The 25,989-nt window shown below is 43.6% G+C and carries 26 protein-coding genes; 1 reads left to right on the top strand and 25 read right to left on the bottom strand.

From position 1 onward, the window contains the following. From Q7J41_RS04520 to Q7J41_RS04405, 24 genes are all read right to left on the bottom strand, one after another. Positions 1–299 (bottom strand): BMC domain-containing protein (locus tag Q7J41_RS04520; protein WP_304885644.1); only part of this gene is annotated, 299 nt, incomplete at its 3' end. A gap of 268 nt (positions 300–567) precedes the next feature. Beyond that, entirely contained in the window at positions 568–852 is a 285-nt protein-coding gene (locus Q7J41_RS04515; protein ID WP_304885642.1) for a BMC domain-containing protein, read from the bottom strand. 119 nt (positions 853–971) lie between these two features. Next, on the bottom strand, positions 972–1,475 hold the full coding sequence (locus tag Q7J41_RS04510; RefSeq protein WP_304885640.1) for a cupin domain-containing protein: 504 nt from the start codon (positions 1,473–1,475) through the stop codon (positions 972–974). Between the two features lie 37 nt (positions 1,476–1,512). Next, positions 1,513–2,061 (bottom strand): BMC domain-containing protein, encoded by a 549-nt coding sequence (locus tag Q7J41_RS04505; RefSeq protein ID WP_304885638.1) that lies wholly within the window; start codon positions 2,059–2,061, stop codon positions 1,513–1,515. Beyond that, positions 2,058–3,395, bottom strand: a complete 1,338-nt coding sequence (locus tag Q7J41_RS04500) for a 4Fe-4S dicluster domain-containing protein (RefSeq protein ID WP_304885636.1) — start codon at positions 3,393–3,395, stop codon at positions 2,058–2,060. The genes Q7J41_RS04505 and Q7J41_RS04500 overlap by 4 nt, the downstream gene beginning before the upstream one ends. Next, positions 3,388–3,675: a EutN/CcmL family microcompartment protein gene (locus Q7J41_RS04495; protein WP_304885635.1), complete on the bottom strand. Its 288-nt coding sequence runs from the start codon at positions 3,673–3,675 to the stop codon at positions 3,388–3,390. Before Q7J41_RS04495 ends, Q7J41_RS04500 begins: the two co-directional genes overlap by 8 nt. Then, on the bottom strand, positions 3,675–3,977 hold the full coding sequence (locus tag Q7J41_RS04490) for a BMC domain-containing protein (protein ID WP_370650981.1): 303 nt from the start codon (positions 3,975–3,977) through the stop codon (positions 3,675–3,677). The genes Q7J41_RS04495 and Q7J41_RS04490 overlap by 1 nt, the downstream gene beginning before the upstream one ends. A 262-nt stretch (positions 3,978–4,239) precedes the next feature. Next, positions 4,240–5,037 carry a dihydropteroate synthase gene (locus Q7J41_RS04485; RefSeq protein WP_304885633.1) on the bottom strand — a complete coding sequence of 266 codons (798 nt, stop codon included), beginning with the start codon at positions 5,035–5,037 and terminating at the stop codon, positions 4,240–4,242. Positions 5,038–5,050: 13 nt separating this feature from the next. After that, positions 5,051–5,674: a B12-binding domain-containing protein gene (locus Q7J41_RS04480; protein WP_304885631.1), complete on the bottom strand. Its 624-nt coding sequence runs from the start codon at positions 5,672–5,674 to the stop codon at positions 5,051–5,053. A gap of 47 nt (positions 5,675–5,721) precedes the next feature. Further along, complete coding sequence (locus tag Q7J41_RS04475; protein ID WP_304885629.1) at positions 5,722–7,155, bottom strand: trimethylamine methyltransferase family protein; 1,434 nt, start codon at positions 7,153–7,155, stop codon at positions 5,722–5,724. Between the two features lie 105 nt (positions 7,156–7,260). Beyond that, on the bottom strand, positions 7,261–7,545 hold the full coding sequence (locus tag Q7J41_RS04470) for a hypothetical protein (protein ID WP_304885627.1): 285 nt from the start codon (positions 7,543–7,545) through the stop codon (positions 7,261–7,263). Between the two features lie 35 nt (positions 7,546–7,580). Next, complete coding sequence (locus tag Q7J41_RS04465; protein ID WP_304885625.1) at positions 7,581–8,573, bottom strand: DMT family transporter; 993 nt, start codon at positions 8,571–8,573, stop codon at positions 7,581–7,583. A gap of 34 nt (positions 8,574–8,607) precedes the next feature. Beyond that, positions 8,608–9,828, bottom strand: a complete 1,221-nt coding sequence (locus Q7J41_RS04460; protein WP_304885623.1) for a phosphotransferase enzyme family protein — start codon at positions 9,826–9,828, stop codon at positions 8,608–8,610. Positions 9,829–10,057: 229 nt separating this feature from the next. Next, entirely contained in the window at positions 10,058–14,323 is a 4,266-nt protein-coding gene (locus Q7J41_RS04455; RefSeq protein ID WP_304885621.1) for a PolC-type DNA polymerase III, read from the bottom strand. A gap of 10 nt (positions 14,324–14,333) precedes the next feature. After that, positions 14,334–15,398, bottom strand: coding sequence for a flavodoxin-dependent (E)-4-hydroxy-3-methylbut-2-enyl-diphosphate synthase (gene ispG / locus Q7J41_RS04450; protein ID WP_304885620.1), 1,065 nt, complete (start codon positions 15,396–15,398; stop codon positions 14,334–14,336). Between the two features lie 9 nt (positions 15,399–15,407). Then, on the bottom strand, positions 15,408–16,202 hold the full coding sequence (locus Q7J41_RS04445; RefSeq protein WP_304885618.1) for an RIP metalloprotease: 795 nt from the start codon (positions 16,200–16,202) through the stop codon (positions 15,408–15,410). An 8-nt stretch (positions 16,203–16,210) separates the two neighbouring features. Beyond that, positions 16,211–17,095, bottom strand: coding sequence for a phosphatidate cytidylyltransferase (locus Q7J41_RS04440; RefSeq protein WP_304885617.1), 885 nt, complete (start codon positions 17,093–17,095; stop codon positions 16,211–16,213). Further along, positions 17,079–17,789: an isoprenyl transferase gene (locus Q7J41_RS04435; protein WP_304885615.1), complete on the bottom strand. Its 711-nt coding sequence runs from the start codon at positions 17,787–17,789 to the stop codon at positions 17,079–17,081. Before Q7J41_RS04435 ends, Q7J41_RS04440 begins: the two co-directional genes overlap by 17 nt. A 379-nt stretch (positions 17,790–18,168) precedes the next feature. Then, a complete protein-coding gene (locus Q7J41_RS04430; protein WP_304885613.1) occupies positions 18,169–18,819 on the bottom strand; it encodes a transcriptional regulator in 651 nt (216 codons plus the stop codon). Between the two features lie 118 nt (positions 18,820–18,937). Then, the gene (locus Q7J41_RS04425; protein WP_304885611.1) at positions 18,938–19,321 is read right to left on the bottom strand and encodes a RidA family protein; all 384 of its coding nucleotides are present in this window, start codon (positions 19,319–19,321) and stop codon (positions 18,938–18,940) included. A 27-nt stretch (positions 19,322–19,348) separates the two neighbouring features. Further along, entirely contained in the window at positions 19,349–20,179 is an 831-nt protein-coding gene (locus tag Q7J41_RS04420) for a Cof-type HAD-IIB family hydrolase (protein WP_304885608.1), read from the bottom strand. A gap of 105 nt (positions 20,180–20,284) precedes the next feature. After that, on the bottom strand, positions 20,285–20,923 hold the full coding sequence (locus Q7J41_RS04415) for an ABC transporter ATP-binding protein (RefSeq protein WP_304885606.1): 639 nt from the start codon (positions 20,921–20,923) through the stop codon (positions 20,285–20,287). Further along, the gene (locus Q7J41_RS04410) at positions 20,908–21,687 is read right to left on the bottom strand and encodes an ABC transporter permease (RefSeq protein WP_304885604.1); all 780 of its coding nucleotides are present in this window, start codon (positions 21,685–21,687) and stop codon (positions 20,908–20,910) included. The genes Q7J41_RS04415 and Q7J41_RS04410 overlap by 16 nt, the downstream gene beginning before the upstream one ends. Beyond that, entirely contained in the window at positions 21,677–22,687 is a 1,011-nt protein-coding gene (locus Q7J41_RS04405; RefSeq protein WP_304885602.1) for an ABC transporter substrate-binding protein, read from the bottom strand. Before Q7J41_RS04405 ends, Q7J41_RS04410 begins: the two co-directional genes overlap by 11 nt. Positions 22,688–22,982: 295 nt before the next feature. Between Q7J41_RS04405 and Q7J41_RS04400 the strand changes: the two genes are divergently transcribed. Continuing rightward, positions 22,983–24,749, top strand: coding sequence for a S8 family serine peptidase (locus Q7J41_RS04400; protein WP_304885600.1), 1,767 nt, complete (start codon positions 22,983–22,985; stop codon positions 24,747–24,749). Positions 24,750–24,853: 104 nt separating this feature from the next. On the opposite strand, the gene Q7J41_RS04395 is transcribed toward Q7J41_RS04400, so the two are convergent. After that, the coding region (locus Q7J41_RS04395; protein ID WP_304885599.1) for an ABC transporter permease at positions 24,854–25,989 on the bottom strand (1,136 nt) is incomplete at its 5' end.

Here is a 25,989-nt window from a genome sequence, read left to right as displayed (position 1 = left end):
AAGGTTTGAAGGACCTCACTGATGGATGCTTCCACCGACGCCACATCGCCTTCGATTACCAGGGAACCATTAAAACGATCAACGTAACCGATTTCAACGTCTCCCGCCTTCACCGCCACATCGGCCGCAATAATAGCCGCTTCACTGGGCGTAATGGTCAAGATTCCGATGGATTTGCGGTTATCATCCAATCCCAATTTTTTGTAGATGCTGTTGTCAGGGTTTACAATAATATGCGCTAACGTAACCTGTTTTCCTGGAACGTATTCCTGGATCACTCTTTTGACATCTTCGTTCATTGTTGAATTCTCCTTTTCAGTTAGAGCACCTTCAACGAAACAATCATATTAAATAATCATTTATTTGTCAACACTTTAACCTTAAATACTTTCTGCTGCGGTAAATAACAATCCCCGCTTCGACAATTTCAAGTTGACACGGTGATATGCATAAGGTTAATTATTAACCCTCATCTATGAAAACGATATTTTTCGATTTTTATCAAGGTTTTCAGAATCAGCAAACAATTAATCCTTATGCATTTCTTTTTAATTTTGTATTGGCAGCTTATTCCATTTCATCTGGTAAAATCATTGCCACCGTTTCATGGGGTCTGGCAATCACATGTACCGATATGAGCATGCCTACTCGTGAAGCTGCTGCTGCTCCGGCGTCTGTGGCAGCTTTTACCGCACCCACATCGCCTCTGACCATCACCGTAACCAGACCGCTGCCAATTTGTTCTTTCCCAACCAATCTTACATTGGCCGCTTTCACCATGGCATCTGCCGCTTCAATTGCGCCAACCAATCCTTTTGTTTCAATCATTCCCAACGCTTCAGTTGAACTCATTTTTTCCTCCAGTAATTTTTTTTTGTTTTATTCTTCTCATATTTATGGAAATCCTTATCGAATTAATCGCTGATCTCCTTTGAAAAGCTTTCTCAACACAGTGAATGAACTCAGTGCTTTTATTTTTTTGCTTCACATAAATCCTGCCAGTTTGCCGGATATGCGGCAAAGAAAAAAGTACAATGATCTGGCGAGCTAAATGTTACCGGTGTCTCTTTAGGAATAAATATCACATCGCCGCCATGACCAGTGTATGTTTTTCCATTGTAGGTAATTTCCAAAGTTCCTTCTATTACATAGTCCAATTCATCATAACCCAAATACCAGTCAAAGGCTGATTTTTCAATTTTCAGAAAACCGGTTGCCATATTGGGGCTTTCCTCAATTGATAAGATCTCCTTAAAGGTCACCTGATCGGTAGGATTTCCGGTATCAAATTTTTCAAAAACGACACTGTTTCTTTTTATGAGTCTAATTCTGTCATGCTCAGTTATCTTTTTTACCTGTTTATTATCCGTCTGGAATGATTCCATTACTTCATTCACAATCCGGGTAATTAGTTCCTCGGAAATATTCACATCCACAATGCGGTCTTTGGTCATCTGTTCATTCTCCTTATTCATTTCTCATTCCCTTTCTTATCTACGGTTTCTAAACAATTTACAATAGGGTACTTTTGAAATTTTTATGTGGTGCTGGAATAACTGCGTAATAAACAAGGTTGCCACTTTCTTTGATTATTTCTACCCCAGCATCCATGGATGCGTTGACTTCCGAAATATCCCCAGTCATAACGACATAGGATTTTCCGCCAATTCCAGAACCCAGTCTCAATTCGAGAAGCTGGACTCCCGATGCTTTCACACAGGTATCGGCTGCCACGATCAACGACGCCATTGCCAAACTTTCAATTACACCAATGGCGCCGATCTTATCAATCGATGTTGATCCGGTCATAGCTGAAAAGATCTGCTCATCAACATTGGGAATCATTAAATCGTCAAGGATAAACGCCTTACCCAGCTCTTTACCAGCTTTTATCGAATTTTCGACTGACCCCACATCGCCATAGATCAAGGTGATATATTTTCCCGGACATGTTGCTGTTGATAACATCAATTGAACATTTGCAGTCTTCAGCATATGATCCGCAACTTCCATACCTTTTGCAATACTATTAAGTTCTACAAAGCCAATTGCATTTATCATATTTTCACTCCTTCTGCTTCAATTGTGATGAATTCTTTCGTGATTTCTTTAATTACGCCTGAAATACTGGCATGAATGTTTGCCCCCAGATTCCCCTTTTCTATTTTTCCAATCAGTGTTCCTTCGCTAACCATCATGCCCTTTTCCACCGTCGGTATGGCGGATGCTCCAATATGTTGTTTAAGGGGGATGACCACCCTACTTAGCTGATACTGGTATTTTTCCAGTGGCGCTTTTACATCATATTTTTTTATACCAACTCGTTCAATTAATCGTTTTACCGGAATCTTTCGATAGTCGATCATTTCTGATGGCGTGACGGTTTCGTCATTTTTGTCAATCCTGATCCCGGCTTTTGCCATTTCCTGTTTGATCATGATATTGACTCTTCTTGGTGATAAACCATTGGGACAAGCGTACAATTCACAGGCACCGCACTCAGAACAACCTAGAGCTGTTTTCATTCCCGAAAAATCCGATAATCCATAATTAGCAATCCGCATCACAATATGAGGTTTGACATGGTGCCCCAGCAAATCTCGGGGACATAAATCGGTGCACTTCTGACATTGGATACAGGCAATCCGCGACTGTTTTAAAACCTGTTCGATGGTCTTTGTTTTTTCCTGGATCAGCAAGGAATCCCGGTTTAGTACAATAATTGCTTTTGTTGTTTTAGTAATCGGTGCATCAAAGTCAGTGATAAGCTTTCCCATCATTGGTCCACCATCAATACCAACTTTTTCGTCCAATGTTTTCACCCCACATAATTCCATGGCTTGTCGGTAACTCATGCCGATGGGCAGACAATATGTTGCTGGTGTATTAACTTCCCCGGTAATTGTTACAAATGTGGTCGTTACCGTTTTTCCCTGCATTGCATAATTTACGTTTAAAACGGTTTCGACATTACATACAATACAACCCACATTTAAAGGAATCCCACCTCTTGGAACAACTCTCTTTAACACCTCATAGACGGTTATTTGTTCATCTCCTGCTGGATAAAAATCATTTAGCGGAAATACTTCAATCTTTTTATAATTTTCTATCTGCTTATTTAAATACTTGATCACATCCTGATGTTTTGCTTTTATCGCAATAACGCCTTTAACCGCATCTGTTTCCTCGATGATTCTGTTTAATCCATCAAGAAAGTCGACGGTGAAGTTTATCAATAATTCCTGATCCACCCGGATTAACGGCTCACATTCTGCTGCATTGACAATAATATATTCGGCTTTCGCAGCCAATTTTACATGCGTCGGAAAACCTGCTCCGCCAGCTCCAACAACGCCAGCTGCGATAATGCTATTGATAAATTCGCTATTCATTCAGGCCCTCCTTACAGTCACTTTTTTCATCAATAATGCCAATAATAATGGCATCAACCGGCGCATTTTCTAGCCCTTCGGTTCTTCTCGCCGAGCTGCCATTGGTAATTAATACCAACTCTCCAATTCCTGCTCCGATTAAATCCGTGGCAACAATTATTTGTGGGTTATCCATTTCTTTATGATGATTCAGCAGTTCTACCTTCAGAAATTTCAAACCTCTTAATTCATCTTCTTTTCTGGTACACCAGATACTGTCTACAACCCGACCAATTAGCATTAACCCTCTCCCCTTTCAATAAACTGACTTGATATGATTTTCAGCGCTTCACTTACTGATGCGGTATCACCCAGCAGGGCGATCATTGTAAAATGTTGGGGACATACACCTTTTATCTCAACGACATCCACATCGGCCGATTTTTCGGCAAGATCCGTCGCTACAATCATTTCAATCAATTTTCCCTGTACCAATCCGACGGCATCAAATTCATCACAAGTCAGGAAATCTTTTGCAAGTGTTCGACTCTGTAGCATTTTTACAACGCCTGCCGACGGGGATTTAATCATTTCAATGTCCATACTTCACCTTTGCAATCCTTTACATCTAAAAAAACAAAAAACTTCCATGTCATTACCCCTTTAAAAGGATAATCACATGGAAGCTTCGTCGCTTTTATACAAATACTCCGTTGCATTTGTCATATTAAATTATGGGCTTATTATCTCAGATTTATCGAGCGATGTCAACCATCATTATTAAAAAAACAATCAATTGAATTTTAACAAAAAGCCTCTTTGTCTGGTTATGTCAAGTAAACAAAGAGGCCAGTATTATTTTATTTTAAACTTCTAGTTTTTTCTTTCGAAAGGCTTTTAAATATTGAACATTAAAATTATCGCGGCCGATTAATGTCTCTGCGGCACAGATATTAGACATCATTTTCTTATCTAATGGGTCAATCAACAGCGAATCCAGGCCTTTTGAAATGGCCATAACAGCAAAATTCCGATTTAGAAATTTCCGCTCCGGTAATCCAAAGGAAATATTAGACAGCCCGCAAATGGTATGGATGCCTTGATAGTTTTCCATAATGGCTTCGACCGTATCAATAAAACCTTTTCCATAGGTAATGTCTGTTGAAATCGGCTGAACTAAAGGATCGACATAAATGTTTTCCATTTTGACACCCTTCTGAATCAACTTATTGATCAGAATATCGGCTATTTTCAAGCGATCTTCTTTCGTTTCCGGCATTTTTTCATCATCCATGCATAATGCGACAATTTTTAAATCGGTGCCGGCAATCAGCGGTAAGATGGTATCCAGCCGTTTCTGTTCCAGGGAAATGGAATTAATCATGGCATCATCCCCATTGAGTTTAATTCCCCGTTCAATAACGGTGGGATCAGGACTATCTATGGAAATGGGAAGCTTTGTGACTTCTTTGATGTTTTTGATCAGCCACTCCATGTAATCCCCTTCTTTGCCAACAAAAATACCTGCATTAACATCAATATAGGTAGCTCCGGCTTCGGTTTGGTCAATGGCCAGCTTTTTAATAAAATCACTATCACCCTGCTTAATGGCCTCACCAACCGCTTTTCGGCTGGCGTTAATTAATTCTCCTACAATGATCATCTTGTTCCCCTACTTATGAAGCCAGTAGATTTCTTGCAAATACGACAGCTTCACCTGCGTCTTCTGCAAAACCATCGGCTCCGATTTCTTTAGCAAACTCTTCCGTTACTGGTGCGCCGCCGACCATGGTTTTCACACTTAAACCAGATTTCTTAATGGCATCCACGGTTTCTCCCATGGTGGTCATGGTGGTTGTTAACAAAGCGGATAAACAAATAATACCAGCGTTGTTTGTTTTGGCAGTTTCAATAAATTTATCAGCTGGCACGTCGATGCCAAGATCAATGACTTCAAAGCCAGCACTTTCCATCATCATCGAAACAAGATTTTTACCGATATCGTGAAGATCGCCTTCTACGGTACCAATCACAACCAGTCCTTTTCCGCCATCATCGCCTTTAAGATAAGGTTTAATGACTTGCATTCCGGCTTTCATGGCATTGGCAGCCATTAACATTTCCGGTACATACAGATCGCCGATGGAAAAAAGCCGACCGACTTCATCCATGGCGCCGATAAGTCCTTCATTCAGAATGATCTGAGGATCCACACCGGCTTCGATGGCTTCTTTTACTGCTTCAACAACATCATCATCTTCAAATTCCATAATTGCATCATAAATTGCTTGTGTACTCATTTTAAATTCTCCTTAATTTATCCTTTTATAATTATAATTCTGTATTACTACCAAACCATGTCGCCTTTTACCAGGCCTGGGAAATTACTTCTGATTTTTTCATCAATCTCTGCTGAGAATGTTTTTTGAACAGAGTTTTCAAATATTTTATTAACTTGATCGAATGCTCTTTCTTCGGCAGTTGATCGGCTTGCTTCCCATTTTTTACGCATTTCTCTGGTCGCAACTTTGGGATAGAAGGCCATTTTACGCATATTCTTTTGGGTATGTTTGAGATCCAGATAGGTTCCCCCTGGTCCAACTTCATGGATGAGATCGAGACAGAGATTTTCTTCACTAAATTCCATACCGCGTTTCATGCGTTTAAGCATTAAGGCTATTTCATTGTCGATAACCGCTTTTGAAAAATCAAAGGCCATCAAACTTCCCAATAAACCACCCATATTAAACATATCAGATCCGGCTAGCAGAGCACCGGTGGTGTTAATCCCCGTTTCATATCCGCACTGAGCGTCATTAATCTGCGAATTCGTTAAACCAATGTATCCGCCTGAGGGGACGCCATAAAATCTGGCCATTTGAGAATGAGCCATTTGCAGCATTCCGGTTTCAACCGCACCTGGGGCGTAGTTCCCTGTCCGCAAGTCTGCGACGGTTGATAGAACCGCATAGATCATCGGCGCACCCGGTCGGATAAGCTGAATTAATGTCGAAAGCGCTAAGAACTCTGCATTGCCTAAAACTAAAGTCCCGGTCATGGTCATCGGTGATGTCATGCCAGCATTCGGTACGATTGTTCCGTACACCGGTAGTCCTTTTTCAGTTAAATAAATTACCGCATCGGTGGAATCCACATCCATGGTTAATGGTGAAACAACCGGACAATAATGATGATTAATAAACGGTCTTTCTTTATAAGCTTCCTTGCCGCCAGCAATGATTGCTCCCAGTTCCAGTACATCTTCCAGATCTTTAATGGTTGGGGTATTGCTTCGGACTGGCTTTTTGCAATTTTTTAAAGCTGGGTAAAAACGCGATACGCTGATTTGACCTTTTGGCGCATCCTGAGCCAGGGTGGAAATGGAAAAAACATCAAAGCCATCCAGCTCATTGATGAGATTAGCAATATTGGCGATGTCTGATGAGGTTGCCCGACGATCTTCTCCGGTTTTTGGGTCAATAATGTTAGGAGCCGAGCTGCCAGTAATTACTACCGGTCGATTATCCGGTAATACAATATCGAACTTAGGATCCTGAGCTGTGAATGTGTATTCCGGTACATAGGACTGTCGGCATTCTTCTACCAATTTTCCCGGAATCTTAACCAGGTGGGTCGTTTCATCGACCGAGCAACCTGCTTTTTTAAAGATTTCTCGGGCTTTTTCATTTCTGACACTTAAACCAGTGTTTTGTAAAATGTCCAATGACGCTTCGTGAATACGTGTTACTTCTGCTTCTGTAAAATAGTCCATAAATTTCATTGATTATTCCTCCAATGTGATTTTATTATTTAGGTAATTGCGAAAGTATCGTTAACACAGCGGTTGGGCTATGATGTCTCGAAATTCCGCAATTACCGCTAATGATTATTTATATGCCTGTGGTAAGAATTTTAATCGGCCGGTTCCAAACTCAGAAATCTTGTAACTGGTAATGAGTTCGTCTTTCTCATCAATACTTACTGTTTCAACTTCAATTAGTCCTAAAGCTCTCATGGAAATCAAATGACCTTCCATGGCTTTTTTCTTAAATTGCTTCTCTTTTCCGTAATCACTTCCAAGTTCCTGCATGATCTCTGCCGAAGTTACGCCTGCTTCTTTTGTAGACATCAGATGTAAAATCCTAAAGCGTAGGGGTAGCAAAACTGCCATCTTTCATACCTCCATAGTTATTTCGTTATTTCTTCTTATACTTTTCTTAAATTGATTAATTCTTTTGGATTCGCTCCGACCAAAACAGCTCCAGCAACAATGGTGAGACCACCAATGATAAGCGTCGGGGTGATTTGCGTTCCAAGTAACAACCAGCTAAAGAATACTGACCATAAAGCATAGGTAATATTTAGTGCCATCGCTCGCGAAGCACCGGTTTTGTTAATTGCTAAATACCAGCAGATGTAAGATCCCCCACCTAAAAGTGCGGCGATGGCGATAACCCCAATACTTGCTGTTGTGAAGGCACCAAAAAGCATTTGATATCCAACAACTCCAAGCAGTAATGGAATAACTGCCACTAAATAGACAAAGAATGAAGTCGCTTCACGAATTCCCACCGCAACTTCCGGATCAACCATGTCCATTCCAAATCCGGAGATAACGCCTTCTGTTCCCCAGCCAATCGCTGCTAAGAAAGCCAGCGCAATACCAGCGTAAAAATATGGGAAAGATGTCGCATCAGGTGGAACCCAGCTGACAATCGCAACACCTATAATTGAAAGTAAAATACCGATCCAGGTTCTAACGCCAATCTTTTCTTTTAGAATAACAACTGATAATATAGCACCAATTGCTGGATATATTGCCGTTATAGCGAGTGCATAGGATGGCCCGGCCAGGGTGATTCCCAACATATAACCAGACATTCCGATCGGTCCCCCGAACATTGCCGCTAAACAGACCAACAGACCCGGTTTGGTGCGGAGACTTCGGCCATATTCTCGCCATTTACCATTGAATAAATTAAAAAGAAAAACCCAAAATCCAGCAAACCCATCATGCAATGCAGCGCCAACAAGCGGTGCGACAAGAAGACTAGCCCCTTCGGTAAATGGGGCCATTCCGAAAGCAATACTCATTATTACTCCACTTAATCCCCAAGTCATCCCCGATACGACCCCGAATCCTAAACCCGATTTCGCATGGCGTAATTCTTGTTTTTCTAGTCGTTCCGTAGTGTTCATAAAAATCCACCTTTCACAATTAAATTAATTTATTCTACAGTTTATTGACCATTTCCTGAATTGCGTCTGCATTATCTTCGATCCAATCCATTAACTTAATTTGATGTTTCAGATAAGCAAGATACTCATAATCATTGAGTTCATCCATGTCGTTATAATACGCATCCACACACCAGTTGATCAGATACATGTTGGCAAAGGCCAGCATGTTTTTCATTGAAGCCTTTTCTTCAACCGTAAAACCGGTTAATCCTTTGAGTTCATGCATCTTCTGTTCATAGGCATTTAAGAAGATCTCGCATTTATCCAGCCGCATCTTGTCTTCTTCTTTGTCTTCCCAGAAGCAACAGGAGTAGATCATTCCCAGGCAAACATCAAAAAGTCTTAATTCGATTTTTGACCAGTCAAAATCGAAGATTCCTACCACTTGTTCGTCCAGGAATTTTACATTGCCGGGATGATAGTCATTGTGGGTGGGGTTATACGGCATTTTTTCAGCTGCCGCTTCAGGGATCTTGTTTTTCTTGATAACTTCAATAATGGCATCCAGTTTTTTATTAAAAAATTCATGGTAGATATTATCACAATTTGTTGCGGCATAATCGGTGAATATTTCTGGCAGTGTTTCAACAAAATCCAATATCTTAAGTTCAACCCGTTCGAGTCCCATCGGGTCAAAGTCTCTGGCAGCATTGTGGAAGGTTGCCATGACTTCAGCCATACTGGCAAACTCTTTATCGGTACAATAGGGTGTCAGCCAGGTATATTTATCTTCACCGCTTAAGTATTCATAAACTGCATAGTATTCAATGTTTTCATCCTCATCGTTGATGACGGGGTTTTCGACCTTAATGTATCCCCTGCCATCAGCGGCTGGAATGATTCCTGCGGCAATATCTAAACCATGTTCTTTAGCAAAGGTAATCAGCAAGTGTTCAAATTCAATTTCTTTTTCCTGAATCCCCGTTTTGTATTTTCTAACAAAGTACTCTTCCACCTTGCCGTCCTTTTCAACACGAATACCAAAACTTCGATTGACATACCCACCAAAAATTTCAAGCACTTCATTTACTTTTCCAAAATCGTATTCATTTTCAATAACTTCAACAACACGATTTCTCAGAAATATCTTGTCCAGATCTTCCTGCAGGCTCGTAACCCCAAGTCGAATTTCCTTTATCTGAGTATACATGAGATAAAGTTGTTCTGAACTTGTCGGCTTAAAATCCAACATTTTTGACGTATCCATTTTCATTTTTAGCTTCCCCTTTTATTTATTGTAATCGACTACTTTCGTACAGTATATAGAAATTACACCTTGAATAAAATCAAATTTCTTGTTAACAATGGTAATATCTTGTTATTAATCAATACTAATTAAACATTTCTACTCGCTGAGCGGATTATTTTTTATAAAAACAACTAAAAAAATACCTCGAAAACTGTTTTCGAGGTATTTATCTTTAAGTTTTTAACATTTCCATTTAAAAAAATGCAATCTGATTGGAAGCCGGCAATTGGTTTAGACAGCCCTGTTTTTCCAGGGTTTCAATGACCGATTTGCTGATCTTGGTGCGGTTTTGCAAATCCTCCCGGGACATATAGGGACGAATCTGGGCTTCTTCGAAGATTCGCTGCGCCGCTTTATCGCCAATGCCTTCTAAGGCATTGAGCGGCGGTAGCAGGGCATTGCCAACAATTCGAAATTGACTAAAATGGGACTCGTAAACATCGACATTTTTAAAGCTATAACCGCGGCACATCATTTCATGGGCAATCTCCAGCACCGTCAAAAGTGACTTTTCTTTGTTCGATACCTTGGTGCCCAGTTCTTTTATCTGGTTCATCCGTTGAACGACCAAACCCTTGCCCTGACTAATCAGCTGGGCATCAAACTCACTGGCCCGGACTGAAAAGTAAGTGGCATAATAAGCCAAAGGGTAATAAACCTTATACCAGGCAATCCGGAAAGCCATCGTAACATAAGCAGCCGCATGGGCCTTGGGAAACATGTATTTGATTTTTTTACAGGAATCAATATACCATTCCGGCACCTTGTTCTTGCGCATATCCTCTTCCCATTCGGGCTTTAATCCCTTCCCTTTTCGGACCGCTTCCATGATAGTAAAGGACGTTTTAGCTTCCAGTCCAGCATAAATCAGATAGATCATGATGTCATCCCGAGTACAAATGGCTTCTTTAATGGTCGCCTTCTTATCGCGGATCAGATCCTGGGCATTATTTAACCACACATCCGTCCCATGGGATAAACCGGAAATACGGATCAGATCGGAAAACGCACTCGGTTTGGTGTCCAGCAGCATTTCCCGAACAAAACTGGTGCCGAACTCGGGAATCCCACAAACACCCAACGGCGATTCAAAATCATTGTCGGTGAAATCGAGGGCCTTGGTAGAGGTGAATAAACTCATCGTTTTTTCGTCATCCAGGGGAATCCCCACCGGGTCAATATCAGTGAAATCCTTGAGCATTTTTAACATCGTGGGATCATCATGTCCCAGAATATCCAGTTTCAGCAGACGACCACTGATGGATTCATAAGCAAAATGGGTAGTGACGGTATCGCTTTCGGTGTCATCAGCCGGGCGCTGAACTGGGCAGAAATCATAAATGTCCTTATAGGTTGGCACCACCATAATTCCGCCGGGATGCTGGCCGGTCGTTTTTTTGACCCCAGCACAGCAAGAAATCACCCGCTCCAGTTCGGCTCGGGTAGCTTTGATGTCTTTTTCGTCATAGTAGTTTTTGACAAAGCCAAAGGCGGTTTTTTCGGCAATGGTAGAAATGGTGCCAGCCCGGAAAACCTTCCCCTTACCAAAGAGCACCTCGGTATAGCGATGGGCTTCGGCCTGGTTCTCGCCGGAAAAATTAAGGTCAATATCGGGCTCTTTATCGCCTTCGAATCCCAAGAAGGTTTCAAAGGGAATGTCGAAGCCATCTTTATCAAGCTTAGTACCACAGTGGGGGCAATTGGCATCTTTTAAATCCGGTCCCACCCCGACCTCGGTGCTGTTAAAAAATTCGGAATGTTTACAGCTGGGGCAACGGTAGTGCGGTGCCAACGGATTAACCTCGGTGATCCCACAAAGAGTGGCCACAAAGGATGATCCAACCGAGCCCCGGGATCCGACCAGATAGCCGTCTTCCATGGAATGATATACCAGTTTCTGGGCAATCAGATAGAGGACTGAGTAGCCGTTTCCGATGATTGAATCCAATTCTTTTTTTATCCGCTTTTCAACAATGTCCGGCAGCGGCTGGCCAAAGAGCTCCTTAGCACGGTCTGCCACCATTTCGCGGATTTCCTCGTCGGATCCTTCAATCACCGGCGGATAGGTGCCATCGGGTATCGGCAGTACTTCTTCGATCATCGCGCCGATTTTGCGGGGATTGTCAATCACCACTTCCCGGGCGGTTTCCTCATCCAGATAGGCAAATTCATCCAGCATTTCCTGGGTGGTTCGATAATATAGCGGCGGCTGTTTGCCAGCATCCTTATAACCCTGACCGGTGAATAAGATTTCCCGGTATAGGGAATCCTCCTGATTGACAAAATGGACGTCGCCGGTGGCCACCACTGGTTTGTTCAGGCTTTTTCCCAAAGCAATGATCCGTTTGTTCAAAGTCTTCAAAGCCTCCTGATCCGGGACACTGTTATTATCAATCAGATATTGGTTATTTCCCAGCGGTTGGATTTCCAGATAGTCATAAAAGCTGGCGATCTGCTGGATCTCATCCTGGGACTTATTGTGAACCATGGCGGTGAACAATTCTCCCGCTTCGCAGGCCGAACCCAATAACAGGTTTTCGCGGTTTTCCGCTAACAAAGACTTGGGAATGCGCGGCTTTTTATAAAAATAATTCAGATGCGATTCGGAAACGAGCCGATATAAATCCTTGATTCCGGCCTGGTTTCTAGCATAGATAATAATATGGTTAGTGGAATTAAGGCGGATACTCCGTTCCCGACTGGACAGGGTATTAAGGGTCTGAATCGAGGTGCAGCTTTTTTTCTCAGCCAGATCCAAAAGCTTGACAAACACCTTGGCCGAGGCCGCCGCATCATCCAGCGCCCGATGATGGTTCTGAATCGCAATTTTAAAATGAGAGCAAAGTTTTTTCAGGTTATGGCGGGTAATTTGGGTTAGCAGACAACGGGACATCGCCAGGGTATCGACCGCCGTATTTTCCCGAACGATGCCGTGATCGGCTAAGGCTTTGTTTAAAAAGCTCATATCAAAAGCGGCATTGTGGGCAACCAGAATGGTATCGCCAGCAAACTCCAGAAATTTCGCCAAAGCATCCGGTTCTTCCATTCCATCAGCGACCATCTGATTGGTGATATTGGTCAGATTGGTAATAAATGCCGGTATTTCACAATGGGGATTGACCAGCGTCGAAAAGCTGTCGATGATCTGTTTGTTTTTAATGCGCACTGCGGCAATTTCAATGATCTTGTGATTTCCGGGAACTAGACCGGTCGTTTCCAGGTCAAAAAAAGTAAATTCGCCGCAGAAGTCCTGATCCTGGTTGCCGTAAACCATATTAAGCTGATCTTCCACCAGATAACCCTCGACCCCATAGAGCACCTTGATTTTTTTCTTGCGACCCAGTTCCATCATTTCCGGATAGGCCTGCAAAACGCCATGGTCGGTGATGCCAATAATGTCATGGCCAAAATTGGAAGCCTGCTTCATAATCTGCTCCACCTTGCTGACCGCATCCATGGCACTGAACTGGCTGTGCATATGAAGTTCTACCCGTTTAACCGGGGCATCATCGGTTTTAATGGTCTCTTTGGAAAGATTAATGTTCCGGGGATAAAACATCATTTCCTGGGAATACTCATCGTAATTGATCTTGCCTTCAACCAGATACCAGCTGCCTTCTTTTATACCTTCGATGACTTCTTCTTTGTCGGTAAAGATTTTGCAGGTAATGCTGTTGGTATTATCCGTGATATTAAAGGTCAGCAGCGTTTTATTGTTTTTCAGCGGCCGGGTGTTGACACCAAAAACCCAGCCTTTTATGACCAGACTTTTTCCTTCGGATTCCCCATTGATATTAAAATCCACATTTTTGAGCCATTCCCAGGTATGGGTTATCTTTTTCCCGGCGACCACATCCCCGGGTTTTTCGGCTTTGGGAAGCTTAGCCGAGCTGGATCCATTCGTTGAACTGCTTGAGCTGGCACTAACCGGCTTAATGGCCGCCAATCGTTTTTCCAGATCCTGCTGACTTTTTTCTGCTACCGAATCGTCATCGGTAAACCGCACCACCAAGTCAGATTCCAGACCATAGTGTTCAGCGATCAAGCGCTTGAAACGACTGGAAAAAATCGCCAGGGCTTCCCCATCCAGCTCGCCAGTGGATCGTCCTCTGACATAAAAGGTGTTGCCTTCGGCAATCAGGGTATTAATCAACAGGATATTGGTTATTTTCTGATTGATGCCAACCAGCAGCTGACTGACCCCTTTGCCATCAGTGGCCAGGAGATGCTCGCCATCCTGATACTGAAGGGGAGCAACCTCGATTTGCAGGGCTTTTGCATAATCAAAAATTTCCTGCATTTCGGTTTTGATAAGTTCAGTGTCCGTTTGTTTTTTAGGACTGGAAAATTTAAAAATCAATTCCCCTTTACTGGAATTGATTTTAATACTATCGGTGATCAGATGATAGTCCGTTATTATTTTTTGATATCGTTCCTGACGTCGGGTTATAATACTCAAAGATCTCGCCTCACATTTTTTCTATTTCTTCCATTAGTACCGAGATGATTTCAGCCTCGGCAATGCTTTTTATAATTTCACCCTTTTTAAATAATACGGCCTTATTTTTCCCACCGGCAATGCCAATATCGGCCGCCTTACCTTCTCCGGGGCCATTAACAATACACCCCATCACGGCGACCCGAATATCTTTTTCGACCGTTCTCAGCTGCCGGTCGATTTCCTGGGCGATGCCAATCAGATCAATTTCGGTGCGTCCACAGGTGGGACAGGAGATGACTTCCACCCGCGGTCGGCGGCCGGTGTATAAACCGATGCCGTGAAGAATGTCGCGAGCCACATCGATTTCTTCCAGCGGATCGCCAGTTATCGATACCCGCAGCGTATCCCCCAAACCATTGAGCAACAAATAGCCGATCCCCATGGCTGATTTAACTGCTGAGCTTCGCAGGATTCCGGCCTCGGTGATCCCCAGGTGCAGGGGATAATCGTACTGCTCCGAAAACTGTTCATAGGAGGCAATGGTAAAGCGCACATCCGAAGCCTTCATCGAAACGACGATATTATTAAAGCCAGCGTCTTCCAGAATCCGGATATGCCGTTGCGCTGACGCTACCATCCCGGCCGGGGTGGCCTGACCCCCGTTTTTCGCCAGGATTTCTTTTTCCAGCGAACCGGCGTTCACCCCAATCCGAATCGGGATACCCCGTTCGGTAGCCATGGCAACAATTTCCTGGATTCCTTTTTCTGAACCGATATTGCCGGGATTGATGCGTAGCTTATCAACCCCATTTTCGATGGCAATCAAGGCCAGTTTATAATCAAAGTGAATGTCGGCAACCAAAGGAATACCAATCCCCTTTTTAATCTCGGCAATGGCCATGGCCGCCGCTTCATCGGGAACCGCCACCCGGACAATTTCGCACCCGGCGGCTTCCAGACCATTTATCTGGGCAATCGTCGCTTCACTATTTCTGGTATCGGTATTAGTCATCGACTGGATGGCAATGGGATTGTCGCCGCCGATGGCAATTGTGCCAATTTTGATGACCCGAGTTAGCTTTCTTTTCTTCATTTTTTGCTCCTATGCGGCCAACCGCATGACATCATTCACGGCAATCAGGATTGCCAAGGCGATCAGGGCAATGAATCCGAAATAGTTGATCTTCATTTCCAATTGTGGACTGAGTTTCCGACGCACTACCATTTCAATCAACAGGATGAAAATCCGTCCGCCGTCCAGGGCGGGCAGCGGGAACAGGTTGATAATCCCTAGATTCACGCTTAACATGGCGGTAAATGCCAGCAGAATAATCAGCCCACTCTGCAAAAAGGTATCAACCATCGATACCATTCCGATCGGACCAGCCAGCTGATCCAGGCCGACCTGGCCGGTGAACAACATCCCAAAGCTCTGAAAAATCAGCCCGGAAAACCGCCAGGTATTTAAAAAAGCGGTGCCGATGGCGTCAAATACGTTGGTATGACCGGTAAACAAGGCTACCACAAGCAAACAGACCACAGCAAAAATAATGTTCATGGCCGAACCGGCCACTAGTACCAGCAACTTTTGACCCCGGCTTTTGGCTTCATAACTGCGCGGATCGACGGGGATAGCGGGATCCTTGGGAAGCAGGTTGCCATCTTCGTCAAATTCCGGTTCTTCGCCCCGCATTTTGCAAAAGCCCCCCACCGGAAAGGCGCGAATCGTAAACAGCGTTTCTTTCCCCTGCCGGCCAAACAGTTTCGGCCCCATGCCAATGGCAAATTCTTCCACGAAGATGCCAGTTTTTTTGGCGACAATAAAATGTCCCAGTTCGTGAACAATCACTAAGACACATAAGATCAGCAATGTAATGAGTATGGTATATAAATTCAAATTTTCACCTACGCAATGCCAATGGTTAATTTGGCAAAAATATAAATTAAAGGAATGATAAAGAGGATACTGTCAAAGCGATCCAAAATTCCACCATGACCAGGCAAAATAGTGCCAAAATCTTTTATTTTGACTTTTCGCTTAATCATCGATGCTGTCAAATCCCCGCATTGTCCGGCAATGCTCCCAAAAACGCCAACAACCAGGTATAAATACCAGGGTAAAACAAAATTGAAGTAGGAACTGAGAATAGTTCCATAAAGAATCGTGCACAATGCCGCAACGACCACCCCGCCAACTGATCCCGCAATGGTTTTTTTGGGACTGATCAGCGGCGCTATCTTTCGGTTACCGATGGATTTTCCAATAAAGTATGCGGCGGTATCGGTTGTGAAAGCAATCACAAAAATCAGCCACATATAATAGACGCCTTTATTAATTGTTTCAAAAAGAAACAGGTGACCAAACATAATCGGCACATAAATCAACCCCATCAGCGTCGCACTGCCCCGTTGAATTCCCACATTTCCTGATAAAATTTCGTAACAGAAGATAATGATGAAGGCGACCAGTAACACCGGCATCAAAAAATAATAATCCAATTTTATAGTAATCATCAGCATGATGGCCAAAATAATCATCAGAACCACATTAATTTTAGGACGAATTAACCGGTTAATGGCTCGGGTATATTCCATCGTCCCGACAAAAGCCAGGAAAGATACCCCAATGACCAGGATAAATCCCCCGGTATACAAAATAAAAATGAGCAGCGGCAGACCAACAACCCCTGTCCAGATTCGGGTTTTCATGGAACTCTTATCAGCTCGTCTGCTCTCTGCTCTGGCTCGTTCCGCCCGGCGGCTCTCCAGACTTCTACTCGGCCGATCCATAGCGGCGATTCCTTTTCTGATAGTCTTCGATCATTTCATAATAGACTTCGACTTCAAAATCTGGCCAATAAATGTCGGTAAACATAAATTCTGAATAGGCCATCTGCCACAGCATAAAGTTGCTGAGTCGGCTTTCTCCACCGGTTCGGATCAGCAGATCCGGATCTGACTGACCGCTCGTGTAAAGATGATCGCTGATGTGCTGTTCCGTCATCGCTTCCGGGGTAATTCCCGCAGCGATAAGCTCCTTGACCGCATGAATAATTTCGTCTCGACCGCCATAGTTCAAGGCAATATTCAATACCAGGCCAGTGTTGTCGGCGGTCGTTTTCATGGCTTTCACGGCGGCTTCTCTGACTTTTTTGCTCAACCCACTCAGATTTCCAATCACGTTGATTTTAACATTGTTTTCATGTAATTCGCCAACTTCTTTATGGAAATATTCGACGGCAATATTCATCAGTCCGTCGACTTCTTCGGGACTCCTTTTCCAATTTTCGGTGGAAAAAGCATACATGGTGATTATTTTTATTCCGGCATCTGAGGACGCCCGGACAATTTTTTTCAATGTCTTCATACCAGCATTGTGACCAAATAAACGGGGACGATTTTTTGCTTTCGCCCAACGGCCATTTCCGTCCATGATTATGGCTATATGCTCAGGCAGATTATCTTTATTTAACTGACTTGTCATATTGCACCCCTATTTCTATTGTATTTACGCATTTTCTTTTTACACTTTTCTGCTATCCAATATTATATGCTATTTTTTAAGATTTGTAAATTCTATCACCTGGGCATGAATCGAAACAAGATTTACTTAAGACTCACTTTCTCAGAATTCAGTGCTGGCTGACAGGGCGCCCCAAAAAAGGAAAAACCTCAGGCATCGCCTGAGGTCTTCCTGGAAATTATTGTGAAAATGAGAATTATTAATATCAATATAACATCTTTTAATCAAAAAGTAAACGATTAAATAAAAATAAATTTAATTTATATAAGGGTTTAGGCAAACCTTAATCGTATTAACGTTCAGATTAAGTGTCAACGTTACGCAATTATCGAATTACCACTTAGTGATCCGTTTTTGCCAAAGAAATATAACGGTAAAGGGTCGGCACCGATACCCCCATACACTTCGCCAGATACCAGATGGTTCCCTTAACCGAAAATGTCCCCATTTCATCGAGTTTCCCCACCAGTTCGACTTTTTCGTCCTTGGATAAAAGCTTCAGTTTATTTAATAGATCCTGCGAGATATGGTTCAGGTTATTATCCACCAGTTCTTTCACATCAATATTTATTTTATCCGGGCCCTTTTCTTTTTGCTCATTTTCAACCATTGGTGGACGAATCATCTTATCTAAGAGATTCCGAGCGGCAATTAAGTCATGACTATCTGAATTAATGCAGATCATGCCAATCAAAACGTCGTTTTCGTCCTTGATAAACCAGGACGCCGACTTGATTGACTCTTTTTTCTTGAATTTTTTGGGATCATTGTTCATATAGGGGACTTTTTTATGAACTTCACTTCTGAGAATTCTCAGATTCGTTTCGGTGATCGGATCGCCTACCTTCCGCCCGCTGATATAGCCATTGCGAATGGCTACCACCGAATGATGCCAGTCGGTCATATCATGGAGAACTACTTCCGTATTTTCCCCCATAAATTCAGCTAAAAAATCCACCAGCGTCACATAGGTCTGCAGTTTTTTATTCAAAATTTCCCTCGCTTTTTCATATTTTTACGCAATCAAGAAGATACCCATGGGCATTTGCCAGAAAGGCATGACCATGGGCGCTTAAATCATCACTATTTTATTTTTTGTCAGTTCACTTTTATTTAGCCGCAATCGCTTCAATTTCGAAAAGAGCGGCCTTAGGCAAAGCGGCTACCTGCACACAGGAACGGGCGGGATACTCTGCCTGACCTTCGAAAAATTCAGCGTAAATGTCATTAACAACCGCAAAGTCTGTCATATTTGCCAGAAATACTGTAGTTTTAACAATATCTTTACGGCTGAACCCAGCCACTTCCAAAACAGCATGCAAATTTTCCAAACCTCTTTTGGCCTGCTCAGCCACACCTATTTCCAATTCACCGGTTTCCGGAATCAGACCCAGTTGCCCTGAAGTATACAAGGTATCTCCAACTAAATAGGCATGGGAATAAGGGCCTACCGCTGCCGGTGCCTTGTCGGCAATGATTGCTTTTTTTTCCATAATGATCTCCTTAACTTTATTAATTTACTAAACCAGCACATATTTCTCGATTGCATGGGCGACGCCGTCTTCATAGAAGGGTAGGGTAACATGATTGGCCATCGCTTTGATATCCTCCGACGCATTCCCCATTGCGACACTAAGACCGGCAAACTCCAACATTCGCAGATCATTATCGCTGTCTCCAATTGCCATGACATTTCCCGGTTCCAGCTTCAATATTTGACAAAGCTGCTTTAAACCAAAACCCTTATTAGCCGAACGATGATTAACTTCGATGTTGTTGGCGATGGCCTTTGTCAAAGTCACCCCATGAATCTGAGAAAACTTCTGCCAGAGCACCCGCTGATTTTTATCACTGAGCAGGGGAATGTTGATCTTTTCAATTTTGGAAGCATTTTTCATGGTAAAATCCAGGACATTATCAACCGCTATGGCATTACTGCGAATAAAGGCAATCAGATCCGCTGATAATTCATTTCGATCACCAATCATATCAAAGTAGCGGCGCTCGCCGTAGGATTGACCCTGATAATAAACTTCGCAAAATAAGTTGCGGCGGGTCAGCGTTTTCATAATCTTTTTCACACTACCAGAACCCAGATAGTTACTACTGATGACTTCATTGGTATTTAAATTGGTGACTGCTGCCCCATTTGAGGTCACAGCATAATTAATGCCCGGGATGTCCATCACCGATTTCGGCAATTGTCCCAGAATACGTCCTGTCGAAGGTACCACATGGATACCTTTGGCAATAGCCTTTTCCAGAACAATCCGGGTTCTTTCGGAGATTGACATATAATCTTTTTGAAGCGTGGTACCGTCCATATCCAATGCAATTAGTTTTATATCCATGGTTTAACCCCATTTCTTATTCCTGATATTTTTTATCACGATACATATCTATAGTCTAACATAAGAAAAAGAGTTTTTCATCAGGTAAGCCTTTACAATTTTCTATTACTTAAGTATTTCTTTTTTTAGAATTTGTACCGGTTTGTCCGAAAAGGTTAGGATTACATGCGCTAAACGTCTGATTTCATCTTCATGATGGCTGACAAAAATCACCGTCCGTTTGTCCTGCTCCCAAATCTTTAAAAAATCATCAATCAGCCGGTTTTTTAGCGAACAATCCAGACTACTAAAGGGTTCATCCATCAGCAGCAATTCGGAAGGGTATAGAAAAGCCCGGGCAATGGAAACCCGCTGGCGCATACCGCCGCTGAGTTCCTGGGGATAATAATCCCCCACCGTTGCCAATCCCACCAATTCCAGCATGGCATCGATATCGTCCTCATGAGAACCCGCTTTATTAATTGCTTTTTCTTTAAAAACGAAACGCAGATTTTCCCGCACCGTCCGCCAGGGCAGCAACCGCGGCTCCTGAAAAATGTAGGAGCTTGACTGGAAATTAATCCCTTCGATGGTTCCGCGATCTGGCTGTTCCAAACCGCTACAGAGATTTAGAAGGGTGGTTTTTCCGGCTCCGGATGGCCCCAAAATTCCGGTGATTTTATTTTTTTCAAAGACCAGATTAAAGTCGTCAAAAATCGTCTCTCCGCCATATTTTTTACTGATATTTTTTATGATAATGGACATTGGCCATCCCCCTTCCGATTATTTCCGATCACATGGAGGGTAATTTTTTCAATGGCCAGACTACAGATCACAATCACCAGCGTCCAGGAAAAAAGCAAGTCAGTTTCCAGATATATTTTGGCATAGTAAAGATTCATCCCAATCGATGGCAGGGCATTGGCCAGCACCTCGGCGGTGACGGTGACCTTCCATCCCAATCCGATGGCATTCATCAACGCTGAAACCGCATAGGGTTTTACCGATGGCACATAAATATCCCGGATAATCCTGGTTTGTTCGACATTATAGATTTTGGCCATCTCCAGCAGTTTTTTATCGGTGGCTCTCACCCCCTGCACGACATTTGTCCAGGTTACCGGAAAGCAGATTAGAAAGGTGACCACCAGTGGTACCAGACCAGAGGCAATCCACAAATTAATGAGAATGATCACCGAAACGACCGGCAACGACTTGATGGCACTGACAAAGGGATTCATGATCTCATAAAAAGGCTTGTTGAGTCCCCCTGCCAAACCCAGCAGCAGACCCAGCACGACCGAGATAAAAACGCCCCCAAAGACCCGCAGTAGGGTGACTCCGATACTCACAAAAAACTCAAAATCCCCAGCCAGGATGATCACACCTTCCAGGGTTTTAAGCGGCGATGGCAGCACCAGTGGGCTGTCTACCCGCCAGGCTGCCAAGGCCCAAAGGAGCACCCAGAAAAGGGTCACTCCTATTTTTCCAATTATTTTCTTATATGGTCTGTCTTGCTTATTTTCCAAGAACGTAGAAATCTTCACCTGGAACTTTTCCTCCAACCGCTTTTGGTTCAAATCCAGCTAAGATGGTATAGTATTCATTTAAGGATTCCTGGGCATCTTTAACCGGAATAAAGACGATGTTGCAATTTGGAATCGCTTTTTCGGCCAGCGTTGCATCGGCCATAATCCCCGCTGCGACGATATTTTTGGCGCCCTCGGCGGGATTGTCATTCACGGCATTGATGGATGCTTCATAGGCTTCCATGAATTTTTCCAGCACCTTGGGATTGGCCGTAGCCCATTCCTTGTTAACAACCACCGCCGTCATCTGTAATTGGGAACCATTGCTGGCTTCTTCCCAGGCTTTTGACATGTCCACGACTATTTTAATATTTGGTTTTTTAGAGGTGATGGTCGTCACAAATGGTTCTGGAATCATCGCAATGGTGGCCTGTCCAGCGGCCAATTGAGTCACTGCTTCACTGTGTTCGGCGACATAATTGATAGTGACGTCGACGCCCGGGGTCAAACCATTTTTTTGCAGTAAGTAGTTGAGCACATATTCTGGGGTCGAACCTTGTCCGCTGGCAACAATAGTCTTGCCTTTTAAGTCAGCGATGCTGGCAACGCCGGCAGTTTCATCGGCGACAATATACAATACCCCCAGGGTATTGACCGATCCCAGGACAACCTGACCCTCGGTTTTATTAAACAGTACTGCCGCTAAATTGCTGGGCAGGGCGGCAATCTGGAATTCGCCACTGATCACACTGGCGGTCAATTGGTCTGGCGCCCCGGCCACGGTAAATTCAGTGGTGACATTTTCGCCCAGATCGACGCCGTTGACAATCATTTCTGCCATCCCCATTCCGGTTGGTCCGGCCAGGGTTCCGACTTTAACGGTTTGCGGTTCGGCCGGTTTTGCCTGACAAGCAGTAAAACCAAGGATCATCACCATCATCAAACCAGCCAGGATCATTAATTTTTTTGCGTTCAGTTTTTGTCTCATTTTCTTTTTCATCTTTTCTTTTCTTCCTTTTCCCTTGATTCCGTTCAAAATACAAATCGCTTTTGTATGATAAACGGTATTCGTTTCAATAGTAATCATTCTAACATGAAGATTGTTTATATAAAAGAAAAAGAAGGTGGAAAAATTCGACTTTCAGAGCAGTCTCCTGGCAAATGTTATTTCAGCTTACATCTAAGGTAATATCTGGTTAATTGTGATATAATCTGCTCAGCAACTATCTTAGGCCGAAAGCGCCTGTCCATGACTTAACAGCGTAACAATCCCATAAATATCCAAGGAGAATCCTATGAAACGTAAAACAAAACACCGCCTGAGTTTGTTCGGTATTGTGCTGTTGATGTTTTTCTTGCCAGCTCCAATTCTGGCAAATCAAGCAGTTCAATCCGGTGAGATATCTAATTCCAGTGAAGTGCGGGTGAACGAGCAAATGACCATCAATGCCCTTTCCGAAATTCCTGATGTGGACAGTAATGGTAATATCGATCAGCAGGTCGTTATTATTTATAAAAATACCAGTTCCTTTAATGTTTCGAGCCTCTCCTTATCCACCAGTGAGGTCGTCTCCGGGGAAACCGTATCGGATCGAGTCGACGTCCTGGAGGTAAAAAGCGATGTCGACATCGATGCGTTTATCAATACCTTGAATGAAAATCCCAATGTTCTGATTGCTGATCGCAATCGTGTCCTGAGAACTTTTTCTCTGCCTGATGATCCCTATGTGACTGATGGCAAAGCCTGGCAGTTTGTCAGTATCGGTGCCGACAAAACCTGGGATCAGGTCGCCAATTCCGAAACCATCGGCGTTGCCGTTTTAGATACCGGACTCAATACCAATCATCCGGATCTGGTCGGCCGAATTATTAGCGGTTACGACTATGTCACCAAAAGTACCGATATCACCGATCAAGATGGTCACGGAACCCTGGTCAGCGGTTTTGTTGCTGCTGCTGCCAATAATGGCATCGGCCTTTCCGGGGTGGCCGGAACAGCCAATGTAAAAATTGCGCCTTACCGGGTCGGAATCAAAGGTCTCACCGTTGCCAATATCTGTGCCGCCCTGATGGATGCTGCCGATCGTTCCGATATCAAAGTCATTAATATGAGTTATGGTGGCTATGAATATAATAACAGCGAAGCCGTTGCCATTCAATATGCCAAAGACCGGGGTAAGGTGCTGGTCGCTTCGGCGGGGAATGAAGGAGAACCAACTGATCCCGAGGTCGGATTGCCTTCTTATCCAGCTTCCTACGATGGCGTTATTTCAGTAGCGGCTACCACCCGTTCCAATGACCGGGCGTCTTTTTCCCAGTATAATAATATGGTGGATCTGGCTGCCCCCGGAGAAAATGTTTATACCACTACCCTTACTGGCGATTATACCAATGATAGCGGTACCTCTTTCTCATCGCCGATCGTCGCTGGTGCCTGCGGCGTGTTATTGGCTGCCAACGGCAACCTGAATGCCAATGATGTTGAAACGGCTCTGACAACCACTGCTCTGGATCTCGGTGATCCGGGCAAAGATGATTACTTTGGTTATGGTTTGATCCAACTGGATCAGGCCTTGGCAAAGGTAACGACTAATAAACCATTGACCGCCTTATACAAAACCCATATTCAAAACCTTGGTTGGGAACCGATGTTTAAACGAAACGGCGAAATCAGCGGTAGCTCTGGTTTAGGCTACCGGCTGGAAGCGATCAACATTATTTTGGATAATCCCGGTTATGACGTCGGCGTTACCTATCGAACCCATATCCAGGATGTCGGCTGGCAGGACTGGCGCTATAACGGTGACCTCAGCGGCACATCCGGCGAAGGCCGTCGATTGGAAGCGATTCAGATTAATCTGACTGGCACTGATGCCAACCAGTTTGATATTTATTATCGTACCCATGTCCAGAATTTGGGTTGGCTCGGTTGGGCCAGTGCTGATGAACAATCCGGCACCGCCGGCTATGGCTACCGCCTGGAAAGTATTCAGATTATGGTGGTTCCCAAAGGGACTCCCTTTGATACCTCTGGTGATTCGTTTATCACCAACCCGCTATGATCTTGTCGCCTGATTTAATCTCTGTCTAAATTTATTAATAACTGTTTTTTTAAGCCGATGGGAAATTTTAAATTTCCCATCGGCTTTTATTATTTCAGATTTGATTATTCGATCGATTTTAGTGATTCCACCATACTGATCCGTTTGATAATCGGTGTCATCAGAATATTGACGATAAAGGTAAAGGCCAGAGTAAAGACCACAGAATAGACAAAACTGCTTGGTTCAATTTCCCGGGCGAACATGGCAATATCTGTTTCTACGGTGGTGATGATAAAGCCATCAAGCAGAACGCCTAAGAATAAACCAACGACGATTCCGATTACGGAAAGAACGATATTCTCCCGGAAAATGTATTTATACACCTCCATGTCATAAAATCCCAGTACCCGGATGGTAGCAATTTCGCGAACCCGCTCAGAAATATTAATATTAGTCAGGTTGTATAACACCACCGCTGCCAGGGCTCCTGCGGAAACCAGCATCACGACCACCACGATACTCAAACTGCTGAGACTGTCCGATGATGACTTGACGATATTGCCGGTGAAGTTCACTGCTACTACACCTTCCCTGGCCAGCCATTCATTGGCAATGGCATTTTCCAGATCCGTTGAGGTATCAGGAATATTGACATAGGCCATATTTACGGTCAGAGGTTTTCCAAAGGCTTCTTCATAAACAGTCGGGGACAGATAGAGATAGTTCTCCAGATAGTTTTCGGTAATGGCACCCAAAACCACCTCATGGCTTTCATCATCATTATAGATCCGAATGGTATCCCCGACCTTCAACCCCAGGCTGTTGGCAACTTTTTCTGACAAAACAGCACCAGCTGCTTTCAGATTAATGGCTTCACCTGATTTCCGATCTTGCAGGTGAATAAAATGATCAATCTTCGCCGCTACTTCCGGTACAAATAGATAGGCTGCTTTGCCACTAGCTGTTCCGGCTTTTTCAATGGTCATTTTGGATTGATGTGCCAGGATATTTTCGCTGAACCGGGTATCATTATCGAGGATTTTTTTGAAGTCGGCCTTTTCAGCCAGGGTTCCTTCATTTTTCAAGGCCATATAACCATCAAAAACAGTAATGTTCTCGAACTGCCGGGGGATCATTGAGAAAATCGCATCCTGGAGCCCGAACCCAGCCAGGATTAGAGCGGTACACCCGGCAATCCCAATCACCGTCATAAAAAACCGACCCTTGTAACGGAGTAGATTACGGGCGGTGACCTTTT

Origin of the sequence: Acetobacterium sp. (assembly GCF_030652775.1) — a bacterium.
GTDB lineage: Bacteria > Bacillota > Clostridia > Eubacteriales > Eubacteriaceae > Acetobacterium.
Note: the sequence above shows the minus strand (reverse complement) of the source record. Positions and strands in the feature narration are given on the sequence as shown.

Excerpts from the sequence above, each read along its gene's own strand:
- Q7J41_RS04515 (WP_304885642.1), bottom strand. The coding sequence starts at position 852 with ATGAGTTCAACTGAAGCGTTGGGAATGATTGAAACAAAAGGATTGGTT.
- Q7J41_RS04510 (WP_304885640.1), bottom strand. The coding sequence starts at position 1,475 with ATGAATAAGGAGAATGAACAGATGACCAAAGACCGCATTGTGGATGTG.
- Q7J41_RS04505 (WP_304885638.1), bottom strand. The coding sequence starts at position 2,061 with ATGATAAATGCAATTGGCTTTGTAGAACTTAATAGTATTGCAAAAGGT.
- Q7J41_RS04500 (WP_304885636.1), bottom strand. The coding sequence starts at position 3,395 with ATGAATAGCGAATTTATCAATAGCATTATCGCAGCTGGCGTTGTTGGA.
- Q7J41_RS04495 (WP_304885635.1), bottom strand. The coding sequence starts at position 3,675 with ATGCTAATTGGTCGGGTTGTAGACAGTATCTGGTGTACCAGAAAAGAA.
- Q7J41_RS04490 (WP_370650981.1), bottom strand. The coding sequence starts at position 3,977 with ATGGACATTGAAATGATTAAATCCCCGTCGGCAGGCGTTGTAAAAATG.
- Q7J41_RS04485 (WP_304885633.1), bottom strand. The coding sequence starts at position 5,037 with ATGATCATTGTAGGAGAATTAATTAACGCCAGCCGAAAAGCGGTTGGT.
- Q7J41_RS04480 (WP_304885631.1), bottom strand. The coding sequence starts at position 5,674 with ATGAGTACACAAGCAATTTATGATGCAATTATGGAATTTGAAGATGAT.
- Q7J41_RS04475 (WP_304885629.1), bottom strand. The coding sequence starts at position 7,155 with ATGAAATTTATGGACTATTTTACAGAAGCAGAAGTAACACGTATTCAC.
- Q7J41_RS04470 (WP_304885627.1), bottom strand. The coding sequence starts at position 7,545 with ATGGCAGTTTTGCTACCCCTACGCTTTAGGATTTTACATCTGATGTCT.
- Q7J41_RS04465 (WP_304885625.1), bottom strand. The coding sequence starts at position 8,573 with ATGAACACTACGGAACGACTAGAAAAACAAGAATTACGCCATGCGAAA.
- Q7J41_RS04460 (WP_304885623.1), bottom strand. The coding sequence starts at position 9,828 with ATGAAAATGGATACGTCAAAAATGTTGGATTTTAAGCCGACAAGTTCA.
- ispG (WP_304885620.1), bottom strand. The coding sequence starts at position 15,398 with ATGAAGAAAAGAAAGCTAACTCGGGTCATCAAAATTGGCACAATTGCC.
- Q7J41_RS04440 (WP_304885617.1), bottom strand. The coding sequence starts at position 17,095 with ATGGATCGGCCGAGTAGAAGTCTGGAGAGCCGCCGGGCGGAACGAGCC.
- Q7J41_RS04435 (WP_304885615.1), bottom strand. The coding sequence starts at position 17,789 with ATGACAAGTCAGTTAAATAAAGATAATCTGCCTGAGCATATAGCCATA.
- Q7J41_RS04425 (WP_304885611.1), bottom strand. The coding sequence starts at position 19,321 with ATGGAAAAAAAAGCAATCATTGCCGACAAGGCACCGGCAGCGGTAGGC.
- Q7J41_RS04420 (WP_304885608.1), bottom strand. The coding sequence starts at position 20,179 with ATGGATATAAAACTAATTGCATTGGATATGGACGGTACCACGCTTCAA.
- Q7J41_RS04415 (WP_304885606.1), bottom strand. The coding sequence starts at position 20,923 with ATGTCCATTATCATAAAAAATATCAGTAAAAAATATGGCGGAGAGACG.
- Q7J41_RS04405 (WP_304885602.1), bottom strand. The coding sequence starts at position 22,687 with ATGAAAAAGAAAATGAGACAAAAACTGAACGCAAAAAAATTAATGATC.
- Q7J41_RS04400 (WP_304885600.1), top strand. The coding sequence starts at position 22,983 with ATGAAACGTAAAACAAAACACCGCCTGAGTTTGTTCGGTATTGTGCTG.